Source organism: Pseudomonas sp. H3_D04 (assembly GCF_054669175.1).
Map to the genome: position 1 here is coordinate 745,550 of NZ_CP162801.1, position 23,583 is coordinate 769,132.

Below are 23,583 nucleotides of genomic sequence, written 5' to 3' on the forward strand. Positions count from 1 at the left end.
TTTATTCCTTGCTAGCTATTTGGTATTTCGGATTGTCATTGAAATTATTAACTTCAGCTTTGCTGCATTGCTGAGACCGGACATCGCCACCTTTTTTATCGCTATTACATAGCACCTTCTTTCTTCCACCCCAAATACCGCGTCACCAACCCGGCCCCCAACTCTGAGGGCCGGGCATCCACCACCGGCACTCCATGAGCACTCAACTGCTCATGGAGTTGCGCCCGGTCATTCAGGTAATCCACCGTCCCGCAATAGGCCAGCGCCTCCGGCAAGGTTTGCACTGGCGCGTGCCGCAAATCGTCGAGCACGTCTTCGCGCAGACTCGCCACCAGCACCCGATGCAGTTTGCTCAGGCGTTTGACGGCGGTGAGCAGTTCGTCGTCGTCTTCGTCACGCAGGTTGGTGACCAGCACCACCAGCGCCCGGCGTTTCTGGCGGGCCAGTAGCTGGGTGGCGGCAGCGTGGTAGTCGGCGGGGCGTTGGGTGCTGTCGAGGTCATAGACGGTGTTGAGCAACACATTGAGCTGCCCCGTGCCTTTGACCGGGGCGAGGTAGTGCGCGCGATCACTGGCGAACGTGCTCAGGCCCACGGCATCACCCTGGCGCAGGGCGATGTAGCTGAGCAACAGGCAGGCATTGAGTGCGTGATCGAAATGGGCGAGTTCGCCGTCCTGGCTGCGCATCCGGCGGCCGCAATCGAGCATGAAGATGATTTGCTGGTCGCGCTCGTCCTGGTACTCACGGGCGATCGGTGTACGTTGGCGGGCGGTGGCTTTCCAGTCGATCTGGCGCAGGCTGTCGCCTTCACGGAATTCGCGCAGTTGATGGAATTCCAGGCCCAGGCCACGACGCTGGCGCTGGCGCACGCCGAGCTGGCTGAGCCAGTTGTCCACCGCCAGCAGTTCACCGCCATAGAGACGGGCGAAGTCGGGGTAGACGCGGGTGCTGTCGGTCACGTTCAGCAGGCGTTTGCCGGACCACAGGCCCATTGGACTCGGCAGGTTGATTTCGCAGTGTTCGAAGGTGAAGTGGCCGCGCTTGAGGGGACGCAATCGATAGCCCACAAGGCTCTGTTGACCGGGTTGCAGTGCTCCCAGCAGCGGGAGGTTTTCGAAGCTCAGGCCTTCCGGAACATGGTCGAAGATCTGGATGTTCAGTGGTTGATCAAAGTCATGCTCGACCTCCAGCCGCACTTCGCTCCAACGGCCGAGTGCAAGGCTGCCGGGCATCTGGCGTTGGAGGCGTGGCGAGGGCAAACGCTTGAGGCGAACGGCGTCGAGAACGGCCAGGGCCAGCAGCGCCAGCAACAATCCCCAGTTGATCGACAACAGGGTTGAGGGCATGTCGATGTCCAGTGCCTGCAACATGCCCAGCACGATGCCGATGGCGAGCAAGATGGCGAGCCAGATCAGCAACAGGCGCGACGGTTTCACAGACGCGGCGCCGGCACTTGATCGAGCAACTGCTTGAGCACCTGATCGACATCCAGCCCCTCGATGTCGAACTCGGGGGCGATCCGGACGCGATGGCGCAGCACCGACAAGGCGCAACCCTTGATGTCATCCGGGATCACGAAGTCGCCGCCACGCAGCAGCGCGCGGGCGCGGGCGCAACGCACCAGGGCAATGGACGCGCGAGGCCCGGCGCCGAGGGTCAGGCCTGGCCAGGTGCGAGTAGTGCGGGCCAGGCGCACGGCGTAATCGAGGACTTGATCGTCCAGCGGCAGGTCGCTGGCGATGCGCTGCAAGGCCATCACGTCCTTGGCTTGCAACACGGTGCGCAGCGGTTGCACGTCGAGCATGTCGGCGCGGGTCGAGCGGCTGACCTGGCGGACCATGTTCAGCTCTTGATCGGCGTCGGGGTAATCCATGCGCACCTTGAGCATGAAACGGTCGAGTTCAGCTTCGGGCAGTGGATACGTGCCTTCCTGTTCGATCGGGTTTTGCGTGGCGAGCACCATGAACGGTTGCACGATGGCCAAGGCGCGGCCTTCCAGAGTGACCTGGCGTTCCTGCATGGCCTCAAGTAACGCGGCCTGGGTTTTCGCCGGCGCACGGTTGATCTCGTCAGCCAGCAGCAAGTTAGTGAATATCGGACCCTTGCGCAGTTTGAACTGCTCTGTGTTCAGGTCGTAGACCGCGTGCCCGGTGACGTCGCTGGGCATCAGGTCCGGGGTGAACTGGATGCGCGCAAATTCGCCGCCGAAGCAGCGGGCGAGGGCACGTACCAGCAGTGTTTTGCCCAACCCCGGCACACCTTCGAGCAACACGTGGCCGCCGGCGATCAGTGCAGTGAGAACGTCGTCAATCACGCTGTTCTGTCCGATCACGGCTTTTTGCAACTCATTGCGCACGGCCTGGGCCAACTGACTGGCGCGCTGGCGTTGCTGGGCGGCGTGGGTCGCGCTGCCGGGCTCGATCTGTTGACTCATAGCGTGTTCCTCAAGGTTTGCAGGTGGGCGACCTGTCGACTGAACTCAGCGCTGGACAGCCGCTGTTTCGGTCGCGGGCTCATCGCCTGGCTGATGGCGCGTGTGGGCTGGCCGGTCAGGCGCGCGAGCACCAGCCATTGTTCGGCGACGCCGAGTTGTTCAAAGCCGGGGTGTCGGTGGCGGACACGGCGCAGGATGTCTTGCTGCAAGGCTTGCAACAGGCTGTGCTGACCGCTGCGGCGCAGCATGAAATCGGCGCTGGCGCGCAGGTGTTCCTGAAGTTGCCGGCGACCTTTAGACGCCGGTGCCAGCAGCGGACCCTGGCGTACCCCGACATGCCAGAGCGCAAGACCGATCAGGGCGATGAGGGCGACCAACGCCTGAGGGAAGTTGCGCAGCAGCAAGGTCAGCAGACTGTCGTGGTCGGTATTGAACAGCAGGGTCACGCGCGTGTCGGCGGTCAGGTACCAGAGCAGCCAGGCATTGTCGTATTGGGCAATGTCCGGAGTTTTCCACAGGTCGGCGTCGGTGACGACGATGATCGAGCCGAGCCCGTGTTTCAACTGCATCATGTGCGTGGCCTTGCCGCTGTTGGCCCAGGCTTGCGCGAGGTTATTCGGGTCTTCGAGGTGGAACGCCGTATCGAAACTGGCGTAGGCCGGCGCGTTCTCGTCTTCCAGGTACAGCTTGGTCAGTTTGGGGAACGGGTCGTCAAGGATGTCCGGTGGAGGCTCCTTGAGGTCTTTGCTCAGCGACTGATGCACCTGCACGCGATCGAGCAGCAGGTCATTGCTCTGGCCGGTCTTTTCATCCCACAGCGACTGGGCGACAAACAACAGGCGCCCGCCGGCCCGGGTCCAGTTCATCACTTGATCAATCTGGCGTGGGGTCATGTTGTAGCGATCACCGAGCAACAACAGGCTGTGCTGATGCGGGTCGAGGCTGGGCAGAACGTCGAGACTGTTGGCATGGCCGACGGTCAGACCCTGTTTGCGCAGGAAATGCTCGGCGGCCAGATAGGGATTGGCCTGGGCTTCGGGCGTGGGGCCGTGATCGATTTCGGCCTGATACGGCGTGGCTTTCAGGTACAGATAAACACTCAGCGCGCCCACCAGTACAGTGATGAACACGCCGACCGAAAGCCACCAGCGCCGGTTCAACGGACGGCTCCCGGGCCGAACAAGGTTCGCCAGCCGTCACACAGTTCCTGTTGCAAATGCGCGGGTGGCAATCGATGCCCGTAGGCCATGTTTTGCCAGTGCCCGGTCAAGGTTTTGCTGAAAGCGAGCAAGGCCGGTTGGTGCAGTTGTTCGACGCGTTGTAGCACCTCGCCTTCGGTGTCGGCGGGTTTCAGTGCCATGTTGTGGTCGTGCAACAAATGGCTGAGCAGTGCGCGATAGAGCAACCCGAGGGCCGCGCGCGGGTTGGTTTGCCAGAGACTTTCAGCGCTGGCGGCAATGTCGGCGGGCAGGGTTTCGCGGCTCAGGTCCAGGCCGAATGCTTGCTGCGGTAACGGACGCGCGGCTCGTCGGTTCAACACCCGCCGACGACTGACGAATGCCTGCAACCAGTCGCGGTAACGCCAGATCAACACGCCGATGGCGCTCATTACGGCGGCCCAGAGCAGAACTTCAATCAGGTTGGCAATAAAGCCGAAACGCTGGCTGTCGAGCAGACTGGCCAAAGCCTTCAGCCATTCGGGTGTTTTCCCGTCGTCCGGGGTTTTGGTGTCGGGTTTGTCTTCGCCAAATCGATAGCGGGTCACCGTTTCCTTGTTCGTGAACGGGGGCTGATCGAGGATTGTTTTGATGGTGTCCCTAGAGGCCTGGCTGGTCAGTGGTTGGTCCAGCAGACGTGGGCTGTCCGGGGTAATGACCGGCTCGGCGGCCCAGACGTTTTGCGTGGTCGGCACCAGCATTATCGCTGCCAGCAGCAGAGTGACCGCCGTGGTGTTGAGGCGTTGGCGCAATCGGCGGAACACCAGTTCGATGTCCCAGGCTTCCAGCACCGTGCGCCGATTCAGATAAAGGCTGAAACCGCAGGCCACGTAGATCGGTTCCCAGACAATCAGCACCAGCACGTAAAAGAAATTCGTCAGGTGTTCCAGCCAGCGCCAGTCCTGGCTGGCCACGTCGATCAAGGTCTGCCAGCTCCAGTCGAGTTCAACCTGCTGTGGCAGGAACATATAGAACAGCACCATCAGGCCAATCCACAGCGCACTTTCCAGGTGCACGCCAATGATCGTCAACCACTGCGCTGCACCGGCGTTGCGCTGCAGCAACACCCGCAAGCGCTGCTGTCGTTCATCGCCCGCCAGGCCTTCGAGTTGCACCACCGGCATCAGAAAGCTGCGGCTCAGGCTCAGGCGTCGCCAGGTCAGGCTGGCCAACAGTTGTGGCTTGAGCAGGTTCGGCCATTGGCGCAGCGCCTGTTTCAAGGTGGGCGTTTCGCCGAACATGGCTTTGGACAGGATATACAGCGGCAAGCGCTCGAATGCCGGTTTCAACCACCAAAAGATAAACACGGCGAGGGAGGGTGAATCCCACAGGAAAAAGCTGAGCAGCGCGAAGATCGGCAAGGTGATGATGGCCCAACTGGTCATCAGCAACCGTCGATGGCGCTGGCTCAGCAGCACGCCCAGGTCCATGGCTTCCCAGGAGTTGCGCGGGCGGATGACGACCGTGGCATCACTCAGGCGCATGGCGGTTCCGTCCGGCAAACAGCAAGTAAGTCGCCACCAACAACCAGAGCGCCGCGCCGACCAGGTATTTGGTCATGGGGGCCGGCGCGGTCATCGACGACCAGTAGGCTTCGATAAACGCGGCAATCAGCAGAAACAGCATGACGCCGCAGATCAGCAACACGCTTTTGCGCGCTGCCAGTCGCAACGCTTCGGCGCGGGGCAGGCGTCCCGGCGCGATCAACGCCCAGCCCAGTTGCAGGCCGGCGGCACCGGCCAGGGCGATGGCGCTCAGTTCGAACGCGCCGTGACCAATCACGAAGGACCAGAAGGTTTGCCCGAAACCGATGTGCGTCAAGTGTCCCGCCACCGCACCGATCATCAAGCCATTGAACAGCAGGAAAAATGCGCTGCCCAGACCAAACAGCAACCCGCTGGCGAAGGTCTGAAAGGCGATGCCGATGTTGTGCATGATGTAGTAACCGAACATCACCCAGTCTTCGCTGGCGGCGCGTTCCGCCGAGCGGCCCAAATGGCCGGCGACCGGGTCGTACATGCTTTGCATCTCACTGACCTGCTCGGCCGGGATCAGGCTGTAGACCAGGTCCGGGAACAGATACACCAGCAGCGCAAAGCCGATCAGACTGCCAAAAAACATCAGACTGGCGGCGAGCACAAAGCGCCATTGTTCGCGCACCAGCCGCGGGAAGCCGGCAAGGATAAAGCTCAGTATGTTGGCGCCCAGTCGACTGCGATGCCGGTAAAGCTGTTGATGCCCGCGCAGCACCTGCTGCTGCAAGGAGTCGATCAGGAAGCTGCTGTAGCCCCGTTCCTGAGCCAGTGCCAGTTGTTGGCAGAGCCGTCGATAGTCTTTCGGGAAAGTGGCGATACCGGAAGCGTCCTTGCCGCGCTCCAGTTGTTCAAGCACCAGGGAAAACCGCGCCCATTCGGCCTTGTGGCGATTTTCGAAAAGGCTTTGCTTCATGCGGGCCCCAACAAACCACGAGCGATGGCGTTAAGTTCCGCCACGGCGCGTGGCGCGGGAACCTGCAAGGGTTGGGCAAGGATGGACGCGAGTTCATGGCTGCGCGCCTCGGAAAGTTCGCCCTGGCGCTCGGCAAACCCGAGGACGGCACGTTGCTCGGGTAGCGTCAGGGCAAAGGCCGGGCGCCGAGGCTGGACGTCGGGCAGTTGCGGTCGGGTCAATGGCTGTTCGCGGTAGATCACCAGCGTGCCGGCGGCCAGGTCACCGAGGCGTTTGAAGGAGGGGTGTTGCAGGCAACTGATGGCGCCGAGGAAGTAGCCAAACGGCAACAGGTCGACGAATCGCAACAGGTTACGCAACAGCGAGGCGGACCATCCGATCGGGGTGCCGTCGTCATGTACCACGCGCAACCCCATCCATTGTTTGCCCGGCGAACGGCCCTGATTGAGGACCTCGAACAGCACCATGTACCACCAGCTGACCCCGAACAGCAGGATCGAGCCCAGCCCGGCACCGAGTTTTCCCAGAAACGCCAACACGATAAACAGCACGCCGAGTATCAGCCCGCGCAACCCGAGGTCGATGGAGAACGCCAGCGCACGAACCATCAACCCGGCCGGGCGCAGTGGCAAGTCGATGCCTTCGGGCGTTTCGACTTGATACCGCGTGTCCAGTGGTGGGGGCAGCGTCGCATTCCTTGGCAGTGCTGTGGTCTCGAGCATGGGCAACCTTGATGTGGCCTGTTCGGGATTCGATGTCTGTCCGATGCTAGCAGCCTCTCGGGGGAAAACGACATAACTATGTATTGCACGTTGCGAAACCAGAAGTGATTGAATGACAAGTTACTGGCCGGGGCGGGATGTGAACGCCTAGACTTTGCCGATCTTCAGTTCAGGAACAGCCCGTGACCTCGATCTTCTGGTACGACTACGAAACCACCGGCATCAATCCCCGATGCGACCGCCCCCTCCAGGTGGCGGGGATTCGCACCGACTTCGATCTCAATGAAATAGACGAGCCGGTCAACCTCTTCTGTCAGCCCAGCGACGACATCCTGCCGCATCCAGCAGCCTGCGCGATCACCGGTATTACGCCCAGCCAGCTGGCCGAACACGGTTTGAGCGAAGCCGACTTCATGACCCGGGTGCACGCTCAACTGGCGGCACCGGGGACCTGCGGCGCGGGTTACAACACGTTGCGCTTCGATGACGAGATGACCCGTTACAGCCTGTACCGAAACTTTTTCGACCCGTATGCGCGCGAGTGGCAGGGCGGCAACAGCCGCTGGGACCTGATTGATGTGGTACGTGCGGCCTACGCCTTGCGCCCCGATGGCCTTGTCTGGCCAACCGATGATGAAGGGCGGGTGACGCTTAAACTCGAACGGCTGACCGCCGCCAATGGCATTGACCACGGCAATGCCCACGAGGCGCTGTCGGACGTTCGCGCCACCATCGCCCTGGCTCGGCTTATTCGCGAGAAGCAGCCGAAGTTGTATGACTGGTTGTTCCAGTTGCGCGGCAAACAAAAGGTGATGGATCAGATTCGGCTGTTACAGCCGATGGTGCACATTTCCGGACGATTCTCGGCGGCTCGCAGTTATGTCGGTGTGGTGTTGCCACTGGCCTGGCATCCACGCAACAAGAACGCCCTGATTGTCTGTGACCTGCATCTGGATCCCCAGGGGTTGCTTGATCTGGACGCAGAAACCTTGCGTCAGCGCCTGTATACCCGCCGTGATGACCTGGCCGACGGCGAATTGCCGGTGCCGCTCAAGCTCATTCATATCAACAAGTGCCCGGTGGTGGCGCCGCTGTCGGTACTTCGTCCTGACGATCAGCAACGCCTGGGGCTGGACATGGCGCTTTATCAGGATCGCGTACTGCGGCTAAGTGACGCACAACAAGTTTGGCGAGATAAAGTGTTGGCTATTTATGCCAGCGAAGATTTCACTCCGAGCCGGGACCCCGAACAACAGTTATACGATGGTTTTATCGGTGATCGGGATCGTCGTCTATGTGAGCAAGTCAGGGCCGCCGACCCAGCCCAATTATCACAACAGCAATGGCCTTTCGATGACGAACGTTTACCTGAATTATTGTTTCGTTATCGCGCACGCAACTTCCCCGATACGTTGAATTCCGAGGAGCAAGAGCGCTGGCAAACATTCTGTCAGCAACGTTTGTCGACCCCGGAGTGGGGGGCGCCCAATACGCTTGAAAGTTTCGTAGAAGCCGCAGCCCAATTGAGCGTTACTGCTACAACGTTTCAGCGAGAGGTACTGAGTGAATGGCAGAATTATGTCCAGGAATTACGCAAACGTTTGAATCTTTGAAAACGAAAAATGCCCGGGCTGTATTCCGGGCATAAAAAAACGCCAGCATCAGCTGGCGTTATTTTTTGTCACGGATAAGTCTTTGACAACCTATTGGGCTTAGCCCAGCAGGGTAGCCCAGCCTTCAACCACGTCACCGCCCCACTTGGCTTTCCACTCTTTCAGAGTCTTGTGGTTGCCACCTTTGGTTTCGATGACTTCGCCGTTGTGCGGGTTTTTGTATTGTTTAACTTTGCGAGCACGCTTGGTGCCAGTAGTTTTTACTGCGCCGCCACGTGGTGCTTTGGTCTTGGACTCTGGGTCCAGCAACGCGATGATGTCACGCAGGGACTTGGAGTATTCGCCCATCAGGGTGCGCAGTTTGCCTTCGAATTCCAGCTCGGTTTGCAGTTTGTCGTCTTGGGACAGGTTCTTCAAACGGGCTTGCAGCTCTTTGATAGCTTCTTCGGTGGCGCGATATTCGTTGATCAAGGACATGAGGACTACCTTATGTTGGGCGCTGGATGGCAGGGTGACAGTGCCGCAATAATAGTCAGGGTGTTTCATCAAGTAAACATTTAACCGGCTTTTTATTTAAATTAGTTGCGATGAATAGGACGCCAATTCAACGCAGAGTTAAAAGTGTGATGCAGTCATCACAGATATTCACAATTGAGCGCTTGAAGATTGACTACAAGAACACCATCGCGCGGGTGGTGAGGGGCTGCCGGAATCTGTTCCACTGACCCGCGTGCAGGTCAATGTGTCATCGATACTGCAGTTTTGCTGCGCAATCGCTAGAATGGCGGCCTTTGCGAAGTTCTGGAGTTTCCCCCTCATGCGCACTTTTCGGCTGGTGATTGCTTGCCCGGACCGCGTCGGCATCGTTGCTAAAGTCAGTAACTTTCTGGCGTCACATAACGGCTGGATCACTGAAGCAAGCCATCACTCGGACAATCAGAATGGCTGGTTCTTCATGCGTCACGAAATACGTGCCGACTCGCTGCCTTTCGGTATTGAGGCCTTTCGCGAAGCGTTTGCACCCATTGCCGAAGAGTTCTCGATGAACTGGCGCATTACCGACACCGCGCAGAAAAAGCGCGTTGTGTTGATGGCCAGCCGTGAGTCCCACTGTCTGGCCGACTTGCTGCACCGCTGGCACAGTGATGAACTGGATTGCGAAATTTCCTGTGTGATTTCCAACCACGACGACTTGCGCAGCATGGTCGAGTGGCACGGCATTCCTTATTACCACGTGCCGGTCAATCCACAGGACAAAGAGCCGGCCTTCGCCGAAGTCTCGCGCCTGGTCAAACATCACGATGCCGAAGTGGTGGTACTTGCCCGTTACATGCAAATCCTGCCGCCCGCGTTGTGCAGGGAATATGCGCACAAGGTCATCAACATTCACCACAGCTTCCTGCCGTCGTTCGTCGGCGCCAAGCCGTATCACCAGGCCTCGATGCGTGGCGTGAAGTTGATTGGCGCGACGTGCCACTACGTGACCGAAGAGCTGGACGCCGGTCCGATCATCGAGCAGGACGTGGTGCGCGTCAGCCACAGCGACAGCATTGAAGACATGGTGCGTTTCGGCCGTGACGTCGAGAAAATGGTGCTGGCCCGCGGTCTGCGTTATCACCTGGAAGACCGGGTGCTGGTGCATGGCAACAAGACCGTAGTGTTCTGATCGCCGCACATCACGGTTGAAATTCGAAGGGCCTGGGCGTTCAATCGCTTCAGGCCCTTCGCCGTTTCTGCACTGAGGACATGACCATGGCCGATCCACTCGACAAAGCCACTTCCAAGGCCCCCGCCACGTTGGGGGAGGGCTGTTTGAGTCGCTACGACCCGGATGAGATGAGCCCTGAAGACGGCACGGAGTTTCCCGGTGCCGCCGAGTTGTGGGAGCAGTTGCAGCAGCAACCCGAAGACAAGCCTAAGCCTGCTTGAACTTCATCAGTTTCTTCAGCAGCGGCCGCCCCAGCATCAGCAGAAACACCGGGCCGCCCACTACCAGGTAGAAGTAATACGTCACCGTCCGCCAGATCAGAATCGCCGCCGCGGCGGTGGATTTCCCCACCATGGGCGCCAACAGCGCCGCTGAAGTCAACTCCGCCGCCCCCGCACCGCCCGGCAGCAGGCTGAATTGCCCTGCACTCAGTGAAAGCATCTGGATCAGAAAGCACCAGGCCCACTGCAAGTCGGCCCCGAGCCCGCGCAACGCCAGATACAGCACGCTATACCGCAGGAGCCAATGCACGCAGGTCAGGGCAAACACCTTGATCAACGTCAGAACGGGCAACTTCAGCGTGTCAGTGAACGCCGCCAGGAAGTGCAGGAGCTTGCGTGCCCAGCGCAGGCGCGTGGTGCCTTTGACGTTGAGGCGAACGAGCAGTCGCCCGCTCAGGCGAATCAGCAGTCGATGGTAGCGCGCCACCACCACGCAACTGAGCAACCCGCCAAACATGGAGACGGCGCTGACGATCAGCAGCCATTCCAGGCGTTCGCTGAGGTGCTGGAACAACGCATAGATCAGAATCCCGCTCAGCGCGCAGAGGAAAAACAGCAGATCGCTGAGTTGGTCCATGGCGAACACCGCGCTGCCCCGTGCCGGGCGCACGCCATTGCGCGCCAGTAGCGCCATGATGGTCAGCGGGCCGCCGCTGCCGCCTGGGGTGGCGCAGTAGGCGAACTCGGCGGCCATCACTACGCCAAGACTCTTGCCCCGGCCGACCTTGTCGCACTGATCGCCCAGCAACAGGCGCAAGCGCAGGGTGTTCACCACCCAGCACAGCAAGATCATGCCGAACATGATCAGCAATTCATTCAAGGGGAAATTTTGCAGCCGCGACCACGTCTCGTTGCCGCCCAGCAGCAATGGAATCAGCACCGCGGCGAGCAGGGCGATAAACAGCAGAATGCCCCGGCTCATGCGGCGCGACCGAGACGATCACTGTGAAAAGAGAGCCACTGGGCCTTGGTCATTGGCACTCGCCCCTCATCGAGCAAGCGCTTGAGGGTTTGCAGCCAATAGTTGCGCGAAAATCCATGACGCATGTCCACCGGGTGCAGTCCAAGGCGAATCACCGGCGCGTGCCGCCAGCGCTGTTCACGCTGGTCGCTGATGATTTTCGACAGCCCCCGGCGCCAGGCGCTGCGCGCACTCCAGACCAGTCCCGGCGCATCGATGGTCTTGAAGTCCGGCAGCCGATAGAGATGCTGTGAATCGCTGGTGTAGCGCAGCGGTAACTGGCGTAACGCCTGCCGAGTGCCTTCGCTCATCAACCACGCCGGGGCGACGAAGCCTTCCAGTGGCCAGCGATAACGATGGAACACTTCGATTCCGGCACGCAGGCGGGCGAGGGCGGCGGCTTGCGACAAGCTGTAAAACTCGCCTTCGTGGGTATAGATCCGGCGCATGAACCAGTCTCTGGGATTGCTGGGAGGAGGGCTTTCGTCGCAATGAAAGTAGCCGTGCAATGCCAGTTCGTCACCTCGGGCGACTCGGCTGGTCAGCCAGCGGCGAAATCCCGGATGCTCGTCCAGGTCGTTGTGCTTGTGGAAGTTGGGCACCACCAGCCAGGTCATCGGCACCTCGCCCAGGGCATCGACAGCCTCGACAAAAGGCTGGTAATCGGCCCAGGTCTGCGGCGCAACGTCATGCAGCACGAGTACCAGGCTGGGCAGGTTCATGGGCTCAACCATTGGCGGTCAGCGGCCATTGGCTGCCGAGCACTGCGTGATAGTGCCCCAGCAGGCTGTCGACCACGGTGTCCCAGGCGTAATGCTGTTCGACATGGCTGCGGGCGCGCATACCCAGGGCGGCGCTGTCGTGGCTGAACAGCTCGCGGACGGCATTGGCCATCGCCAGGGGATTGTTCGGCGCGCAGAGCAAGCCGCATTGATCGGTGACGATTTCCTGAAAGGCCCCGGCGGCTACCGCCACCACCGGAATACCGCTGGCCATGGCTTCGAGGATCACCAGGCCGAAGGTTTCCTGATCGCCGGCATGCAGCAACGCGTCAGCGCTGGCCATCAAGCGCGCGACTTGCGTGGCCGGGCAGAACTCATCGACGACAGTCACGTTGTCCGGCACCACAGCGGGCATGGAAGAACCGACTAGCAACAAATGATAACGAGGCCCCAGACGTTTCATGCAACCGAGCAAGACCGGCAGGTTTTTTTCCTTGGAGCCACGGCCGGCAAAAATCAGCAGATGGGTGTTTTCATCAATGCCTAACTCGGCCCGCAAGCCGCTGTCCCTTGCTTGGGGATTGAACGTTTGCAGGTCGACCCCCAACGGCTGGACAAACACATTCTTCACGCCAAGACCGATCAACTTGTCGGCCATGACCTGACTCGGTGCCAGCACCCGGTCGAAGTTGCCATACAGCTTGCGGACATAGGCCTCGACATTCGGGGTCACCCAATTGCCCATTCGATTGCTGACCAGCAGTGGCAGGTCCGAGTGATAAAAGCCGATCACCGGCACATCCAGTTGCCGGCGCGCATCCAGAGCTGCCCATGCGGTGAGGTAAGGGTCGCCGACTTCGATCAGGTCAGGCTGCAAATCATGCAGGACATTTCGCCATGGCGCCAAGCGGAGAGGAAAACGATAACCCTTGCCGAAAGGCAGGGCCGGGGCTGGAACTGAGTAGACGCCGTCATGCTCACTCAGGTGTGCCCCTGGAATCAGCAAACTGTGGCGAATGCCTGGCTTGATGCTCAGGCGACGGTGCTTGGCATCCAGATACGTGCGCACGCCACCGCTGGCCGGGGCGTAGAACATGGTGATGTCCGCGATATGCACAGTGAGCATCCCTCCGGTCCGTTGTTCTCCCTTGGTTGACCTTTATGAAGGATAGATGTTCGGTCGGGGTTTTGTGGCGCGCAGATCAGCGAGGTTTTTGCGGTGTATTTCAAAACGCCTTCGCGGGCAAGCCTCGCTCCTACACGTTAACGCTAATCCGTGTAGGAGCGAGGCTTGCCCGCAAAGAGGACCTCAATGCCGCATCAAATACGGAAACTGCCCACCAACTGCTTAAGACGTGCCGCCTGCTGCTCCAGGTCCGAACACGCCCGCAACGTCGATTGCAGGTTCTCCACGCCTTCCTGATTCAGCGTGTTGATCTCGGTAATGTCGACGTTGATCGACTCCACCACCGCCGTCTGTTCCTCGGTCGCGGTCGCCACCGACTGGTTCATCCCGTCAATCTCACCAATACGCAACGTCACGCTGTTCAAGCGCTCGCCCGCCAGGTTGGCGATTTCCACGCTGTCCTGGCTGTGGCGCTGGCTGTCGCTCATGGTGCTGACGGATTCACGGGCGCCGACTTGCAGCTCTTCGATCATGGTCTGCACCTGTTGCGCCGATTCCTGTGTGCGGTGCGCCAGGTTGCGTACTTCGTCAGCCACCACGGCAAAACCACGCCCGGCTTCACCGGCGCGGGCCGCTTCGATGGCAGCGTTGAGCGCCAGCAGGTTGGTTTGCTGGGAGATGCTGGTGATCACTTCGAGAATCTGCCCGATGTTCACGGTTTTGCTGTTCAGCGATTCGATGTTGGTGCTCGAAGCGCTGAGCATGCTCGACAGCTGATTCATCGCTTTGATGCTGCGATCCACCACTTGCTGGCCATCTTCGGCGAGGCTGCGGGCATCGCTGGCCTGGCTGGACGCCTGTGCAGCGTTGCGGGCGATTTCCTGAGCGGCGGCGCCGAGCTGGTTGATCGCGGCGGCCACGCTGCTGGTGCGCGAGGCTTGCTGGTCGGAGTTGAACATCGACGAATTCGACGCGGCGACCACACGCAGCGCGACTTCGTTGACCTGGCCGGTGGCCGAGGACACTTCACGGATCGAACCGTGAATACGTTCGACAAAACGGTTGAACGCTGTGCCTAGAACGCCGAATTCGTCGTTATTGACGATGGTCAGACGTTTGGTCAGGTCGCCTTCACCGTCGGCGATGTCTTCCATGGCGCGGGTCATGACATGCAGCGGCTGGATCAGGATGCGGATCAACATGCCGAGCAACGCGATGATGATCGCCACGGCAATGATCGTCGCGACGACCGCCGAGGCGCGGAATTCGCTGAGCATCGAGAAAGCTTTGTCTTTATCGACCGACAGGCCGATGTACCAGTGGACCGATGGCAGGCCTTTAATCGCCGTGAAGGTGACGATGCGAGTCTTGCCGTCCACTTCGACTTCACTGAAGTCGCTGCTGATGCGCGGGGTATTGTTCGGGTACGCCTCGCTCAGGGACTTCATCACCAGGGCTTTGTCCGGGTGCACCAGGATCTTGCCGTCGGCGCTGACCAGGAAGGCGTAACCCATGCCGTCGAAATCACGGGCGCTGAGGGTGTCGATCAGGGTTTGCAGGCTCAAGTCGCCGCCCACCACACCCACGCTTTGCCCGGCCTTTTTCGAGGCGGTGGCGATGGAGATGATGGTCTGGCCGGTGGCCGCATCGATGTAAGGTTCGGTCACGGTGGCCGTGCTGCTGCTTTCGGCGCCTTTGTACCAAGGACGTACCCGCGGATCGAAACCGGCAGGCATTTTGGCGTCGGGACGAATCGTGAAGCTGCCGGTGGAGTCGCCCAGGTAGGACGCCATGAAAGTCGACGTCAGGGCTTTCTGCTCAAGCAGACTCGCGACGTTGGCCTGTTCAGGATTGACGGCTATGTTTTGAGCGAGGTTGTCGATCAGCAGGATACGGCCAGTCAGCCAGGTCTGGATGTTGCTGGCGGTGACGTCTCCCATCTCGTTGAGGTAATTGTCCAGGTCTTCGCGAATGGCGTTGCGCTGCAGGTAGTCGTTGTACAGTGTGAACGAGGCGAAGGCGGCAATGACGATGAGGGCGGCGGCAAGCAAGATTTTATGGCTGAAACGCAGGTTTTTGTTCATGGCTTGGGGTTCCGCTAAGGTCTTAATGTCCTGAGCGTGCTTTTATAAAGGCACGCAAAATGGGCAATGTTGAAAAAAAGCTGATATTTCCATCCTCTCCTTAGGGAATTACCGACGCTATTTTCGGATTGGTCTCACAACTATTTGTATCGGCCGTGCAGGATCAAAGATTAACCATGGGTGACAAAATGCCTGACTCATCGCAACTCGTTATCGGCGCTGACCTTGCCGGCCAGCCTATCTCCCAGGCCATGCGCCTGGCGAACCGTCACGGCCTGGTTGCGGGCGCTACCGGGACCGGTAAAACCGTCACGTTGCAGCGACTGGCCGAAGCCTTCAGCGACGCGGGCGTGGCGGTGTTCGCGGCAGACATCAAGGGCGACCTGTGTGGCCTGGGTGCCGCCGGCAACCCTCAAGGCAAAATCGCCGAGCGGATCGCCGGGATGCCGTGGCTCAACCACAAGCCTGCGGCTTACCCGGTCACCCTGTGGGACATTCACGGTGAGTCCGGTCATCCATTGCGCACCACCTTGAGCGAAATGGGGCCGTTGCTGATCGGCAGCCTGCTGGAGTTGACCGACAGCCAGCAGTCGGCGCTGTATGCCGCGTTCAAGGTCGCGGACCGCGAAGGGTTGTTGCTGCTGGACCTCAAGGATCTGAAGGCGCTGCTCAATCACCTGCGTGACAACCCTGAGTTGCTGGGGGACGACGCGGCGTTGATGACCACCGGTTCCAGTCAGGCGCTGTTGCGGCGTCTGGCGACCCTGGAGCAACAAGGTGCCGAAGCGCTGTTCGGTGAACCGGCGCTGCAACTCGAAGACATTCTGCAACCGACGGCTGACGGCCGTGGGCGCATTCATTTGCTGGATGCCAGTCGTCTGGTCCACGAAGCGCCGAAGGTGTATGCGACATTCCTGCTGTGGTTGCTGGCCGAGTTGTTCGAGCAACTGCCGGAGCGTGGCGATTCGGACAAACCGCTGCTGGCACTGTTTTTCGACGAAGCGCATTTATTGTTCGCCGACACGCCCAAGGCTTTGCAGGATCGCCTGGAGCAGGTGGTGCGGCTGATTCGTTCCAAAGGCGTGGGCGTGTATTTCGTCACGCAATCACCGGGCGACTTGCCGGATGACGTGCTGGCTCAGCTCGGCCTGCGTATCCAGCATGGTTTGCGCGCCTTCACCGCCAAGGAGCAGAAATCCCTGCGAGCGGTGGCGGAGGGCTTCCGGCCGAACCCGGCGTTTGATGCCCTGTCGGTGTTGACCGAACTGGGGATCGGCGAGGCGCTGGTCGGCACCTTGCAGGACAAGGGCACGCCGGAGATGGTTCAGCGTGTCTTGGTCGCCCCACCGCAATCGCGGATCGGGCCGTTGACCGAAACCGAGCGCACGATGCTGATCGCCGGGTCGCCGTTCAAGGGGCGGTATGACAAGCCGGTTGATCGGGAATCGGCGTATGAAATATTGATGGGTCGTAAAGGGTTGGCGCCGGAGCCTGAGGCCGTTCCGGGTAAACCGGCCGCCGAAGAGCCGAGTTTCACCGACAAGGCCGGGGAATTCCTCGGCACGGCGGCGGGGCAGGCGCTGAAATCGGCGATGCGCCAGGCGGCCAATCAATTGGGCCGGCAGCTGGTACGCGGACTGATGGGCTCGCTGCTCGGTGGCAGTAAACGCCGCTGACAACCACTGGCTGGACACAACCCTGTAGGAGCGAGCGGTGCGGCGATCCTACAGGTGAAACATCAATTTCAGGTTTTGGGTTTGGCGTGGGCCGCAAGGCGTTCCAGCGCCGCTCGCAGATTCGGATCGCTGATGCCATCGGCCGTGGCCTGAATGGTTGCGCCGGCATCCGTCGACAAACTGATGGTATGCCCCGCCGCCCCTTGCTGAACGGTGGGGGGCTGCACTTTGAACAGAATCCGCGTCAGGCTGGCGAACTCGTCGAACATCTGTAACTGGCGTTGCAGGCGTTTTTGCTGGTAACGCAGGCGGGTGGCCCAATGACCGTCAGTGACGATCAGCAGTAAACTGCCTTCGCGCCACGAGGCCACATGGCAATGCTCGCGCGCAGCAGGCTGCAACTGGCTTTCGAGCAGACGTTGCAGATGACCCAGGCGTTGAGCATGGCCAAAAATGGCTTTCAGCGGCTTGGCTTCGCGAAGCAGAACGGCGGGTGCTCTGGCCGTGAGAGGGCGAAATGCCATGATCAGACACCTGAAGTAACAGAGCCGCCATGGTAGCAGAAAGCATCACATGCGCCCGACCCATTGCTTTGCGAGCGCTTTACCCATTAAATCAACAAGTAACTTCTGCCGCGAATGGCTTGAAGTTGCGCAAAAAGCCCTTATTTTAAGTGAGCCCCGTCACAGCGCAGTGCATGCATCGTGGAACAACGCCACTTTCCTCACCATCGTTTCCGGGTAGAATGCTCGTTCGCATGCGGCCATGAGGGCTGCACGGGCGACTCACGGGGCCGCCCTCCATCCCTTTAGTGTGGAAGATCCTGCCGATATGTTTGCGCCTTTGTTAAAGAAACTTTTTGGAAGCAAGAACGAGCGTGAAGTCAAACGCATGCTCAAGACGGTGCAACTCGTCAATGCCTTCGAAGAGCAAATGGTGGCCCTTTCGGACGATCAATTGCGTGCCAAGACAGACGAGTTCAAGGCCCGCATCGCCAAAGGGGAAACCCTCGACAAGCTGCTGCCAGAAGCCTTTGCGGTCGCCCGCGAAGCCGGTAAGCGTGTCATGGGTATGCGCCACTTCGATGTCCAGCTGATTGGCGGCATGACCTTGCATGAAGGCCAGATCGCGGAAATGCGTACCGGTGAAGGCAAGACCCTGGTGGCAACACTGGGCGTTTACCTCAACGCGCTGTCCGGCAAGGGCGTGCACGTTGTGACGGTGAACGACTACCTGGCCCGTCGTGACGCCAACTGGATGCGTCCGCTCTACGAATTCCTCGGTATGACGGTCGGTGTGGTCACCCCATTCCAGCCGCCGGAAGAGAAGCGCGCTGCTTACGCCGCCGACATCACCTACGGCACCAACAACGAATTCGGTTTCGACTACCTGCGCGACAACATGGCGTTCAGCATGGAAGAAAAATTCCAGCGCGAACTCAATTTTGCCGTGATCGACGAAGTCGACTCCATCCTCATCGACGAAGCCCGTACCCCGCTGATCATTTCCGGTCAGGCCGAGGACAGCTCCAAGCTGTACATCGAGATCAACAAACTGATCCCGCAGCTGGAATTGCACGTCGAAGAAGTGGAAGGCGAAGTCACCAAGGCTGGCCATTACACCGTTGACGAGAAGACCCGTCAGGTCGAGCTCAACGAAGCCGGTCACCAGTTCATCGAAGACATGTTGACCCGCGTCGGCCTGCTGGCTGAAGGCGAGAGCCTGTATTCGGCGCACAACCTGGGCCTGCTGACCCACGTTTATGCCGGTCTGCGCGCTCATAAGCTGTTCAATCGCAACATCGAATACATCGTGCAGGATGGCCAGGTCGTCCTGGTCGACGAACACACCGGCCGCACCATGCCGGGTCGCCGTTTGTCCGAAGGCCTGCACCAGGCCATCGAAGCCAAGGAAAACCTGAACATCCAGGCCGAAAGCCAGACCCTGGCCTCGACCACGTTCCAGAACTACTTCCGTCTGTACAACAAGCTGTCCGGCATGACCGGTACTGCGGACACCGAAGCGTTCGAATTCCACCAGATCTACGGTCTGTCGGTGATGGTCATTCCACCGAACAAACCGCTGGCGCGTAAAGATTACAACGACCTGGTGTTCCTGACCGCCGAAGAGAAATACGCGGCGATCATCAACGACATCAAGGAATGCATGACTCTGGGCCGTCCGGTGCTGGTGGGGACTGCAACCATCGAAACGTCCGAGCACATGTCTGCGTTGCTGCAGAAGGAAGGCATCGAACACAAGGTCCTGAACGCCAAGTTCCACGAAAAAGAAGCCGAGATCATTGCCCAGGCCGGTCGCCCGGGTGCGCTGACCATCGCCACCAACATGGCCGGTCGCGGTACCGACATTCTGTTGGGCGGCAACTGGGAAGTGGAAGTTGCGACCCTGGAAAATCCGACCCCTGAGCAGATTGCCCAGATCAAGGCCGACTGGCAGAAACGTCACCAGCAAGTGCTGGAGTCGGGTGGCTTGCAGGTGATCGCTTCCGAGCGTCACGAATCGCGCCGTATCGACAACCAGCTGCGTGGTCGTGCCGGTCGTCAGGGTGACGCCGGTTCCAGCCGTTTCTACCTGTCGCTGGAAGACAGCCTGATGCGCATCTTCGCCTCTGACCGGGTGAAGAACTTCATGAAAGCCTTGGGCATGCAGTCCGGTGAAGCGATCGAGCACCGTATGGTGACCAACGCCATCGAGAAGGCTCAGCGCAAGGTTGAAGGTCGTAACTTCGACATTCGCAAGCAACTGCTCGAGTTCGACGACGTCAACAACGAACAGCGTAAAGTGATCTATCACATGCGTAACACGTTGCTGGCCGCCGACAACATCGGTGAAACCATCGCCGACTTCCGTCAGGACGTGCTCAACGCGACCATCAGTGCGCACATTCCACCGCAATCGCTGCCAGAGCAGTGGGACGTGGCCGGTCTGGAAGCTGCGTTGCAGAGCGACTTCGGTGTGGCGCTGCCGATCCAGAAATGGCTCGACGAAGACGATCACCTGTACGAAGAAACCCTGCGCGAGAAGCTGATGCAGGAGCTCATCGCTGCCTACAACGAGAAAGAAGATCAGGCCGGTGCCGATGCACTGCGCACCTTCGAGAAGCAAATCGTACTGCGCGTGCTCGACGACCTGTGGAAAGACCACCTGTCGACCATGGATCACCTGCGTCACGGCATCCACTTGCGTGGTTATGCACAGAAGAACCCGAAGCAAGAGTACAAGCGCGAGTCGTACACGCTGTTCTCCGAGCTGCTGGATTCGATCAAGCGCGACTCGATCCGTGTGCTGTCGCACGTTCAGGTTCGCCGCGAAGATCCGGAAGCAGAAGAGCAACGCCTGCGTCAGGAAGCCGAGGCATTGGCGGCGCGCATGCAGTTCCTGCACGACGAAGCGCCAGGTCTTGAGCAACCGGAACTGCTCGGTGAAGAGGTCGATGTCGCCCTCGCCACTGCACCGGTTCGCAACGAACAGAAGCTGGGCCGTAACGAACTGTGCTACTGCGGTTCGGGCAAGAAATTCAAGCATTGCCACGGGCAGATCCAGTAAACCCGTTTCATACGCTGAAATACCCGCGCCGCGACCGGCATCAGCCGTCGCGGCGTTTTGCCATTTACACCACCGTTCTTCCTGAGAGCGGTGCTGACATCATTTATTAAGGAGCGCATTCATGGCTGTTGGTCTTGGTCCTTTGCCAACGTTGCACCCGGTTGCCGGTTTTGAACTCGGTATCGCCTCGGCCGGCATCAAGCGCCCGGGGCGCAAGGATGTTGTGGTCATGCGCTGCGCCGAAGGCTCCACGGTCGCGGGCGTGTTCACCCTGAACGCCTTTTGCGCCGCTCCGGTGATTCTGGCCAAGCAACGAGTGCAAGGCCCGGTACGTTACCTGCTGACCAACACCGGCAATGCCAACGCCGGCACGGGCGAACCTGGCCTGGCCGCCGCCGAGCGCACCTGCGCGAAACTGGCTGAATTGACCGGCGTTGACGCCAGCCTGGTGCTGCCGTATTCCACCGGTGTGATCGGTGAGCCGCTGCCAGTCGAGAAAATCGAAGGTGCGCTGCAAGCAGCCCTTGACGACCTGTCAGTGAATAACTGGGAAGCCGCTGCCACCGGCATCATGACCACCGACACCTTGCCCAAAGGCGCCAGCCGCCAGTTCCAGCATGACGGCGTGACTATTACCGTTACCGGCATCAGCAAAGGCGCGGGCATGATCCGTCCGAACATGGCGACCATGCTCGGCTACATCGCCACCGACGCCAAAGTTTCCCGCGACGTGTTGCAGAATCTGCTGCTGGACGGTGCCAACAAGTCGTTCAACCGCATCACCATCGACGGCGACACCTCGACCAACGACTGCTGCATGCTGATCGCCACCGGTCAGGCCGCGCTGCCGGAAATCACCCGCGCCGAAGGCGAGTTGTTTGCCAAGCTGAAACAAGCCGTGTTCGAAGTGTGCATGGACGTGGCCCAGGCCATCGTGCGTGACGGCGAAGGCGCGACCAAATTTGTGACCGTTGAAGTCAATGGCGGCGGCAATCATCAGGAATGCCTGGACGTCGGTTACACCGTGGCGCACTCGCCGCTGATCAAGACCGCGCTGTTCGCGTCCGACCCGAACTGGGGCCGCATCCTTGCTGCCGTTGGCCGTGCCGGCGTACCGAACCTGGACGTCAGCAAGATCGACGTGTTCCTCGGCGAAGTCTGCATCGCCAGCCGTGGCGCCCGCGCCGCGACCTACACCGAAGCCCAGGGCGCGGCGGTGATGCAGCAGGAAGAAATCACCATCCGTATCGAACTGGGTCGCGGCGATTGCAGCGAAACCATCTGGACCACCGACCTGTCCCACGAATACGTGAAGATCAACGCCGAATACCGCACATAAGATAGATCGCTTTCGCGGGCACGTCGGATCGCCCGCGAAGACGGCCGACCAGACACTGCAAATGCTGGCCCGCTTCCCTTCTCAAAAGGTCCCGAACATGAGCCTCCACCTGATCATCGGCGACAAACTGCTTTCCTCCTGGTCCCTGCGCGGCGCACTGGCCCTTGACCTCACTGGCGCCCCGTACACCGAAGAACTGATCAAGCTGGGCCAGCCGGACACCCGCGAACGCCTGCTCAAGCATTCGCCGACCGGCAAAGTCCCGCTGCTGAAATCCGTGCACGGCACCATCGCCGATTCTCTGGCGATTGCCGAATACCTGGCCGAGCAGTTCCCCGACGCTGGCCTCTGGCCCAAAGACACCGCCGCCCGTGCCCAGGCCCGTTCGGCCTGTGCGCAGATGCACGCCGGGTTCTTTGCCATGCGCGGCAACATGCCGTTCGACCTGAGCCGCGACGCACCGCTATCGCCGACGCCTCCTGAGGTTCAGGCAGACATCGAGCGCATGCTGGCGTTGTGGGCTGAATGCCGTGCGGTCGCCACTGAAACCGGTCCGTTCCTGTTCGGTGGCGCGACCCTCGCCGATGCCTTCTTCGCCCCGATTGCCGTGCGCCTGCGCACCTATCAGGTGAAATTGCCGGCGGTGGACGAAGCCTACGTTGAAACCGTCTATCAATGGCCATCGTTCAAGGCCTGGCAGAAGGCTGGCCTGGAGGAGATTGGGCAGTGAAACGAGTACACGTAGCCGCCGCCGTTATCCGCGACAGCAGCGGCAAGATCCTTATCGCACGCCGTGCCGACACCCAGCACCAGGGCGGCTTGTGGGAATTCCCCGGGGGCAAGGTCGAGGATGACGAATCCGTCGAAAGCGCATTGGCTCGCGAACTCCAGGAAGAGTTGGGCATTGTGGTCAGCGCCGCGCGACCGTTGATCAAAGTCCGCCACGATTACCCGGACAAGCAAGTGTTGCTGGACGTTTGGGAAGTTTCGTCCTTTACCGGCGAGCCCCATGGCGCCGAAGGCCAGCCTTTGGAATGGGTGGGCCAACGTGATCTGCTGAGCTATGAGTTCCCGGCGGCCAACCAGCCGATCGTGGCGGCTGCACGTTTGCCTGCGCAGTATTTGATTACGCCTGAAGACCTGGAAACCCCGGCCTTGCTGCGTGGAATCCAGAAAGCCATCGCTGGCGGCATCAAGCTGATCCAGCTGCGGGCACCCAACGGCTACGATCCGAAATACCGCGATCTGGCGGTGGATGCGGCGGGGCTGTGTGCTGGCAAGGCGCAGTTGATGATCAAGGGCCCGTTCGAGTGGCTGGGTGACTTCCCGTCCGCCGGCTGGCACATCACGTCAGCGCAGTTGCGCAAATATGCAGCGGCGGGTCGACCGTTACCGGCGTCGCGCTGGTTGGCGGCGTCTTGCCACAACGCTGAAGAGCTGGCGCTGGCCGAGCAGATGGGCGTGGATTTTGTGACCTTGTCACCGGTGCAGCCGACCCAGACTCATCCGGATGCGCTGCCGTTGGGCTGGGAGCAGGTGGCGGCGTTGATCGACGGTTTCAGCAAACCGGTGTTCTTGCTCGGTGGTGTTGGCCCGGCGGAACAGCAAAAGGCTTGGGAGGCGGGGGCGCAGGGAGTGGCGGGGATTCGGGCGTTCTGGCCTGATTCTGTGATGTAGCCACCGGC

At 60.2% G+C, this 23,583-nt stretch carries 20 protein-coding genes and 1 pseudogene; 8 read left to right on the forward strand and 13 right to left on the reverse strand.

Translation table 11 applies throughout. The features are described from left to right. Positions 1-104: 104 nt before the first annotated feature. From AB4N91_RS03590 to AB4N91_RS03615, 6 genes are read right to left on the reverse strand one after another with little or no spacing between them, the layout of a single operon-like run. Positions 105-1,436, reverse strand: coding sequence for a DUF58 domain-containing protein (locus AB4N91_RS03590; RefSeq protein ID WP_460112132.1), 1,332 nt, complete (start codon positions 1,434-1,436; stop codon positions 105-107). Next, positions 1,433-2,434, reverse strand: a complete 1,002-nt coding sequence (locus AB4N91_RS03595; RefSeq protein WP_010457549.1) for an AAA family ATPase — start codon at positions 2,432-2,434, stop codon at positions 1,433-1,435. Before AB4N91_RS03595 ends, AB4N91_RS03590 begins: the two co-directional genes overlap by 4 nt. Then, complete coding sequence (locus AB4N91_RS03600; RefSeq protein WP_077748718.1) at positions 2,431-3,594, reverse strand: DUF4350 domain-containing protein; 1,164 nt, start codon at positions 3,592-3,594, stop codon at positions 2,431-2,433. The genes AB4N91_RS03595 and AB4N91_RS03600 overlap by 4 nt, the downstream gene beginning before the upstream one ends. Then, complete coding sequence (locus AB4N91_RS03605; RefSeq protein ID WP_200666883.1) at positions 3,591-5,135, reverse strand: DUF4129 domain-containing protein; 1,545 nt, start codon at positions 5,133-5,135, stop codon at positions 3,591-3,593. The genes AB4N91_RS03600 and AB4N91_RS03605 overlap by 4 nt, the downstream gene beginning before the upstream one ends. After that, the gene (locus AB4N91_RS03610; RefSeq protein WP_460112133.1) at positions 5,122-6,099 is read right to left on the reverse strand and encodes a stage II sporulation protein M; all 978 of its coding nucleotides are present in this window, start codon (positions 6,097-6,099) and stop codon (positions 5,122-5,124) included. The genes AB4N91_RS03605 and AB4N91_RS03610 overlap by 14 nt, the downstream gene beginning before the upstream one ends. Then, the gene (locus AB4N91_RS03615) at positions 6,096-6,821 is read right to left on the reverse strand and encodes an RDD family protein (RefSeq protein WP_010457542.1); all 726 of its coding nucleotides are present in this window, start codon (positions 6,819-6,821) and stop codon (positions 6,096-6,098) included. The genes AB4N91_RS03610 and AB4N91_RS03615 overlap by 4 nt, the downstream gene beginning before the upstream one ends. A gap of 182 nt (positions 6,822-7,003) precedes the next feature. Here AB4N91_RS03615 and sbcB point away from each other — a divergent pair, with 182 nt between their 5' ends. Continuing rightward, positions 7,004-8,434: an exodeoxyribonuclease I gene (gene sbcB / locus AB4N91_RS03620; protein WP_010457539.1), complete on the forward strand. Its 1,431-nt coding sequence runs from the start codon at positions 7,004-7,006 to the stop codon at positions 8,432-8,434. Positions 8,435-8,533: 99 nt separating this feature from the next. Here the strand turns inward: sbcB and mvaT are convergent, their stop codons facing one another. Beyond that, positions 8,534-8,911, reverse strand: a complete 378-nt coding sequence (mvaT, locus tag AB4N91_RS03625; protein WP_007933316.1) for a histone-like nucleoid-structuring protein MvaT — start codon at positions 8,909-8,911, stop codon at positions 8,534-8,536. A gap of 340 nt (positions 8,912-9,251) precedes the next feature. Here mvaT and purU point away from each other — a divergent pair, with 340 nt between their 5' ends. Together purU and AB4N91_RS03635 are read left to right on the forward strand one after the other, a co-directional pair. Further along, entirely contained in the window at positions 9,252-10,100 is an 849-nt protein-coding gene (purU, locus tag AB4N91_RS03630) for a formyltetrahydrofolate deformylase (protein ID WP_102594732.1), read from the forward strand. An 86-nt stretch (positions 10,101-10,186) separates the two neighbouring features. Further along, positions 10,187-10,363, forward strand: coding sequence for a hypothetical protein (locus AB4N91_RS03635; RefSeq protein ID WP_010457533.1), 177 nt, complete (start codon positions 10,187-10,189; stop codon positions 10,361-10,363). Here the strand turns inward: AB4N91_RS03635 and AB4N91_RS03640 are convergent. From AB4N91_RS03640 to AB4N91_RS03660, 5 genes and pseudogenes are all read right to left on the reverse strand, one after another. Next, positions 10,350-11,345, reverse strand: a complete 996-nt coding sequence (locus AB4N91_RS03640; protein WP_154912397.1) for a lysylphosphatidylglycerol synthase transmembrane domain-containing protein — start codon at positions 11,343-11,345, stop codon at positions 10,350-10,352. The genes AB4N91_RS03635 and AB4N91_RS03640 overlap by 14 nt on opposite strands. Next, positions 11,342-12,118: a DUF2334 domain-containing protein gene (locus AB4N91_RS03645; protein WP_154912398.1), complete on the reverse strand. Its 777-nt coding sequence runs from the start codon at positions 12,116-12,118 to the stop codon at positions 11,342-11,344. Before AB4N91_RS03645 ends, AB4N91_RS03640 begins: the two co-directional genes overlap by 4 nt. Then, complete coding sequence (locus tag AB4N91_RS03650) at positions 12,111-13,232, reverse strand: glycosyltransferase family 4 protein (RefSeq protein WP_102594735.1); 1,122 nt, start codon at positions 13,230-13,232, stop codon at positions 12,111-12,113. The genes AB4N91_RS03645 and AB4N91_RS03650 overlap by 8 nt, the downstream gene beginning before the upstream one ends. A gap of 194 nt (positions 13,233-13,426) precedes the next feature. After that, positions 13,427-14,191: a methyl-accepting chemotaxis protein gene (locus AB4N91_RS03655; protein ID WP_427701491.1), complete on the reverse strand. Its 765-nt coding sequence runs from the start codon at positions 14,189-14,191 to the stop codon at positions 13,427-13,429. A gap of 141 nt (positions 14,192-14,332) precedes the next feature. Continuing rightward, positions 14,333-15,316 (reverse strand): annotated as a pseudogene (locus tag AB4N91_RS03660) (HAMP domain-containing protein); the annotation flags it as partial. 188 nt (positions 15,317-15,504) lie between these two features. Here AB4N91_RS03660 and AB4N91_RS03665 point away from each other — a divergent pair. Then, the gene (locus AB4N91_RS03665; RefSeq protein WP_010457524.1) at positions 15,505-16,992 is read left to right on the forward strand and encodes a helicase HerA-like domain-containing protein; all 1,488 of its coding nucleotides are present in this window, start codon (positions 15,505-15,507) and stop codon (positions 16,990-16,992) included. A gap of 68 nt (positions 16,993-17,060) precedes the next feature. Here the strand turns inward: AB4N91_RS03665 and AB4N91_RS03670 are convergent, their stop codons facing one another. Beyond that, positions 17,061-17,516: a DUF721 domain-containing protein gene (locus AB4N91_RS03670; RefSeq protein ID WP_008147416.1), complete on the reverse strand. Its 456-nt coding sequence runs from the start codon at positions 17,514-17,516 to the stop codon at positions 17,061-17,063. 307 nt (positions 17,517-17,823) lie between these two features. Here AB4N91_RS03670 and secA point away from each other — a divergent pair, with 307 nt between their 5' ends. From secA to AB4N91_RS03690, 4 genes are all read left to right on the forward strand, one after another. Next, positions 17,824-20,559, forward strand: coding sequence for a preprotein translocase subunit SecA (secA, locus tag AB4N91_RS03675; RefSeq protein WP_010457520.1), 2,736 nt, complete (start codon positions 17,824-17,826; stop codon positions 20,557-20,559). 121 nt (positions 20,560-20,680) lie between these two features. Beyond that, on the forward strand, positions 20,681-21,898 hold the full coding sequence (argJ, locus tag AB4N91_RS03680) for a bifunctional glutamate N-acetyltransferase/amino-acid acetyltransferase ArgJ (protein ID WP_010457517.1): 1,218 nt from the start codon (positions 20,681-20,683) through the stop codon (positions 21,896-21,898). Between the two features lie 97 nt (positions 21,899-21,995). After that, entirely contained in the window at positions 21,996-22,628 is a 633-nt protein-coding gene (locus AB4N91_RS03685; RefSeq protein ID WP_010457515.1) for a glutathione S-transferase family protein, read from the forward strand. Next, complete coding sequence (locus AB4N91_RS03690) at positions 22,625-23,575, forward strand: Nudix family hydrolase (protein ID WP_010457514.1); 951 nt, start codon at positions 22,625-22,627, stop codon at positions 23,573-23,575. The genes AB4N91_RS03685 and AB4N91_RS03690 overlap by 4 nt, the downstream gene beginning before the upstream one ends. The last annotated feature ends 8 nt before the right edge of the window (positions 23,576-23,583 follow it).